Raw genomic sequence first — 4,653 nt, 5'->3', positions numbered from 1 at the left:
GATTTATAATTGCAGGTCGCTACAGATAAGGTCAAGAATCATCTTTGGGATTTGGGAATGTTCCTTGGGAAGCTGCACCCAGACATGACTCCTATTCAAATTCTCAGAAAAATACTGAAACTATTGGGACTGAAACTTGACAAAGCAGGGCGCGAGGGTTCTGGCGATCGCCACCGGATATATAGGATATGTGGCCTCACCGATGGACGGAGTGAAATATTCCAGAAGTGGTACGAGTCCGACTTGGCAAAATCTCAGTCCGTGAAATGTATCGTATTGCTACAAAATGCAAATGAAAACTGTATCAAGACTATACCAAATCCGTCCCAAAATTCTAATATTAATAATATTGCTAATCAGGACGTGACCATAAATCAGGACGCTAACCACCAAACTACCCAACAGGACCACATCCCCCAAAATTGTTTTGTTTGGGACGCTCAAGGTCAAGCCTGGGTCGGTGGGGTTCTCAAAACGGCTGAAACCTTGGCTAATGGCACTTATAAGGCGCTCGTTACCCTTTGGAACGGGCTAGACAGATATATTTGGGAATCTTCCCAGATTTCTGTCTGTTAAGCTATTACCCATTTACTTTTTATGCCCAAAAGCCTTACTACAAGAACTCTAGGCTACAAAATATTAAATTTAGTTGCGTAACGGCTTAACCGTTTGGGTGCGGGGTGAAATGAAATGACAAAATCGTTGGCTATATTTTCGCTAACTTCAGCTTTTGCCAATATCACCTCAATATTAACTAAATTGATAAATCTGACAATATCGCCAACCGATACTTTTTTGCTAACTAATGCTAACAAATAGATAAGTTGAGATTATCTCTCAACCAAGGCGTATCAACCAATGCACGAAGATAAATTCCCCGCGCACCATTCAAATCTCGGTTCATAGATTGACTATCTATCCGAGATTTAATAATTTTAGATCCCCCTAGATTGTTGATAATTTCACCGGTCCAACTCACTGTTTTTGAAGTATATGCTTCATTGACATCAACTACTATTTTATGAAATTCATTAGCTTTGTGTTTAATAAATTTCTTGAACTTGTAATGACTTAAAGTAAGCATTTGTCGGACTGATTTAGACCTAATTCTTCTATGAGCTTTTCGGGACATAATAGATGTCTCAAAAGTTGGAAGTAGAATTACGTCAAAATTATCAACCAAAAATCTAGCTGTTTTCTTATGCAACTCATCTACTAAATATTTAATCTTTCCTCTTAGTCGAGTTGCCGCATTTTTTAATCTTTTCTTTTGTTTACTTTTGGCTTTGGATATCTTGCTAACTAATTTGTCTAATTTAAAACAAAGTTTTTGGATTTTTAAATTAGCATTTTCTCCTAACCATCCAAAACAATTATCAGAAAAGAAGGTTAAGAAATTTCTAATTCCGGGATCTAAAGCCACAACACGCCCTTGGTTCTCGGTTCTATGTCGTGGACTTTCTATAGGCAAACAGATGTAGTAATCTCCATAAAAAGAAACTAGTCTGCAATCTCCAAACCCATCAGGTAAAGATTCTTTGTACTCTAATTTACCTAGTACGGTGTGATAGATTCCCGCATCTTTTACAGCAGATTTAGGAATATAACAAGATTGTACAGGATCTTTTTTAGTCCTAAATTTACACTTACTAATTCCACCACCATCAATATATTTTTTCTTGGCATTCTTAACAGCCTGACAAGCATCTTTGATGGCAATAGATTTAATTTGATACGGTGCATCTTTACACCATTCAGGTAATTCTTGGATGATTCCAGTTTTTATTCCTTTCCAATTGGCTTTTGTTTCTGGTTTTTGCAAATAACGAATTGTCTCGTTGTAAACAAATCTAGCGACACCAAACCAATATTTAATTTTCCGCTTCTGGATAGGACTCAGTTTGAGATAAATCTTCTTTGATTTTTTTAGAGTATTTTCTAAGTCCGTGCATTCGACAGGAAAAGACATGAAGGATTGAGAGTAAATCCTGAGTAAGTTCTGATTGTGGACAATGTACAGTTTTGTCGAGAACCACGATTTGTCCACCGTTTTGTTCAACCATGTACTGTACAAGCTCAAATCCAAATCTTGCGAGTCTGTCCCGACAGGCAATAACAAGTGTGAATTTATCTCCTTGCAAAAGTCTGTCCAATAGGGAGCGCAAACCTTTTCTTTTGAAGTTGAGTCCTGAGCCGATATCTTTGATAATTTCGGCTTCTGGGTAGAGGGATTGCATATAAGCGATTTGTCTGTCGAGGTCATCTCGCTGCTTGGAGGAACTGACTCGGCAGTAGCAAATAGAGGGAGTGCTAGTTGAACTCCCTTTGATGTATGACTCGACATCATACAATCTTTGTCCTGCTGGGTTTTTAATGCTTTTGATTTTCCCCTCATCTGCATATCTCCTCAAAGTGTTTGGATGCAATCCCAGAAATTCGACCGCTTTTCTGAGTGGTATGTATGCCATAAGGATAATATAGCATTAGTTAGGGAAAGTTAGCAAATAATTAACTAGTTAATTTCCTCAAGCCAACTTAGTTTTAATTTAGTTATATATAGTATATACTTAATGCAGTAATTAAGTAATCAATGCAGTATGGCAGTAAGCAAATCAGTAATTGCATTTATCAATCAGAAAGGGGGCTGCTCAAAGTCCACCTCAGCCGTGCATTTAGCTTATTGGTTATCGCGCAAGGGTCATAAGGTCAGGTTGTTAGATGCCGACGCACAGCGCAGTAGTTCAGTGTGGTTGAAATCTATGGAGTCAGAAATTGCCACAACGGTATTAAACGTACCCGATGAACTTTTAGAACAAATCCCAGAGTTAGCAGCCGAATGTGACTATTTAATTGTGGATGGACCAGCAGGTTTATCAGAAGCAAGTCGGGCAATATTATTTAGGACTGATTTAGCTATTATTCCTTGTCAACCCACTGGTTTAGATTTACAGTCTGCCAGTGATGCCGTGCGTTTAATCAAACAAGCTCAGTCAGTACGGGGTGGTTCGCCAACAGCGGCAGTATTTATTAGTCGTGCTGTTAAGGGTACTAAGTTAAAAGATGAGGCGATCGCCCTGCTATCAAAAATCCAAGAAGTGTCGGTATTAAAAACGGTGATTCACCAAAAACAAGCAATAGCCGATACCTTTGGTCAAGGTACAACTATTTGGGGATTGTCCGGTCGTCCGGCGACAGAATCACAAAAGGAATATGAAAAACTGTTTAAAGAAATTGTGGGGATGCTGAAGTGAGTACCAAGAAACCTCGAAAGTCCCTCGATGATGCCCTGGCAAATGAGTTTGTCTTTGGCAGTACACCACCGGAAACAGAACAGCCCCAGGTTGATAACGTGGCAGAAACCATATCAGCACCGACAACCGATAGCTTGAGTGGCGTATCCCTGCCGGAAGCATCAGCCATAATCCCAACTATCACTCCATCCCCACAACCTAAATCATCAATTATGTCTCAACTCCAACAAGTTCCCCCCAAAGAAGCAACAGTGCGTTTAACCGTTGATTTAACTGAATCAATGCACCGCAAATTATCTATGATGGCTGCTAGAACAGGGCGTAAAAAGGCTGAAATTGTTCGCTTCTTACTTGATGAAGCACTTCAGGAAGTAGATGAGTAATGCAGTAGTTAAGTAATCAATGCAGTAATGCAGTAAGTAAATAATGTACAAATATCTGGTTCTGACTTTGTTGGCAATTTCTTTAACGGCCACACCAGTCCAGGCACAGATACAGTTTCAGAAACTTTCTTAACTTACATGACGCAGTAAGTAATGCAGTAATGCAGTAATTAAGATTGAGTTAGTACCAATTTAAAACAATTTAAAATGACAAAATTTTCTTAGGGGAAATTTTAAGTAGGGTAGCGATAATCGCCTGGAGAATCTACAAAAATTGCCCCTAGTAACGCACCCACTTACCTCTAATTCAACGAAATGGCACTTTCGTGTAATTTGAGGCGATCGCACAATTATCACAACTGGATTGAGATCGCCTACCCCTTTAAAAAAAGAATACGACAAATTACCCTCCCGCACCCTCAATCTATGGCAAAATCACTACATGACAACAAGCAACATCCTTCAATACGAATCTAAAATTTGGGCAACTGCGGATCTACTGCGGGGCTGTGGCATTAAGGAATCTGAATGGCCATCATTTATGATGCCGTTTTTTGCCCTGGTGATGATTGAAAGCCGACTTGTAAGAATGCTTGATGAAGAGCGAGCAGAAATCGGCGAAGAAGCTTGGGCTGAAATGGATAAACAAGACCAAAGCGACCTAATTCAAGATAAAGGGCAAGGTTATAACGAATATATCTTTGAGAAAAGCCAAACCCTTAAAGATATTTGCCAGAACGATAAATCCTTCAACATTGACTTTGAAGCCTATCTACATGGCTTTGACGACGAAACAAAAGACCTGTTAGGGGTTGATGCAACAGACGGAGAGAAGTTTTTAGATATTAAAGGTGTCATTACGAAACTCAATGCCAAAAAGGTGTTGTTGGGCTATACAAAAGAATGGAGTGGTATAGATTTAAAACCCTTTAACCCGGATTTCTCACAAAGAAAAGAAAAAAAGGGGTCAAAAACTGCGAAAATGTATATCTAAAAAGCATTTCAGCAATTATAAAATA

7 protein-coding genes are annotated in these 4,653 nt (G+C 39.1%); 4 read left to right on the top strand and 3 right to left on the bottom strand.

What is annotated here, in order from left to right; all coding sequences use genetic code 11:
• The first annotated feature begins 84 nt into the window (after nt 1-84).
• Entirely contained in the window at nt 85-576 is a 492-nt protein-coding gene (locus FJR06_RS02195; protein WP_174783400.1) for a hypothetical protein, read from the top strand.
• Between the two features lie 53 nt (nt 577-629).
• On the opposite strand, the gene FJR06_RS02190 is transcribed toward FJR06_RS02195, so the two are convergent.
• The 3 genes from FJR06_RS02190 to FJR06_RS02180 are packed head-to-tail and all read right to left on the bottom strand — an operon-like array spanning nt 630 to nt 2,468.
• Nucleotides 630-815 carry a hypothetical protein gene (locus FJR06_RS02190; RefSeq protein ID WP_041457937.1) on the bottom strand — a complete coding sequence of 62 codons (186 nt, stop codon included), beginning with the start codon at nt 813-815 and terminating at the stop codon, nt 630-632.
• A complete protein-coding gene (locus FJR06_RS02185; protein WP_168650587.1) occupies nt 809-1,969 on the bottom strand; it encodes an RNA-guided endonuclease TnpB family protein in 1,161 nt (386 codons plus the stop codon). The genes FJR06_RS02190 and FJR06_RS02185 overlap by 7 nt, the downstream gene beginning before the upstream one ends.
• Nucleotides 1,872-2,468 carry an IS607 family transposase gene (locus FJR06_RS02180; RefSeq protein WP_015079997.1) on the bottom strand — a complete coding sequence of 199 codons (597 nt, stop codon included), beginning with the start codon at nt 2,466-2,468 and terminating at the stop codon, nt 1,872-1,874. Before FJR06_RS02180 ends, FJR06_RS02185 begins: the two co-directional genes overlap by 98 nt.
• Nucleotides 2,469-2,597: 129 nt before the next feature.
• Here FJR06_RS02180 and FJR06_RS02175 point away from each other — a divergent pair, with 129 nt between their 5' ends.
• From FJR06_RS02175 to FJR06_RS02165, 3 genes are all read left to right on the top strand, one after another.
• A complete protein-coding gene (locus tag FJR06_RS02175; protein WP_168650585.1) occupies nt 2,598-3,251 on the top strand; it encodes an AAA family ATPase in 654 nt (217 codons plus the stop codon).
• Nucleotides 3,248-3,634 carry a CopG family transcriptional regulator gene (locus tag FJR06_RS02170; RefSeq protein ID WP_015079995.1) on the top strand — a complete coding sequence of 129 codons (387 nt, stop codon included), beginning with the start codon at nt 3,248-3,250 and terminating at the stop codon, nt 3,632-3,634. The genes FJR06_RS02175 and FJR06_RS02170 overlap by 4 nt, the downstream gene beginning before the upstream one ends.
• Nucleotides 3,635-4,076: 442 nt before the next feature.
• Nucleotides 4,077-4,628, top strand: coding sequence for a type I restriction-modification system subunit M N-terminal domain-containing protein (locus FJR06_RS02165; RefSeq protein ID WP_217359755.1), 552 nt, complete (start codon nt 4,077-4,079; stop codon nt 4,626-4,628).
• The last annotated feature ends 25 nt before the right edge of the window (nt 4,629-4,653 follow it).

This window comes from Dolichospermum sp. UHCC 0352 (assembly GCF_009711925.1).
GTDB classification, from domain to species: domain Bacteria; phylum Cyanobacteriota; class Cyanobacteriia; order Cyanobacteriales; family Nostocaceae; genus Dolichospermum; species Dolichospermum lemmermannii.
This window is presented reverse-complemented; position numbering and strand designations above follow the sequence as displayed.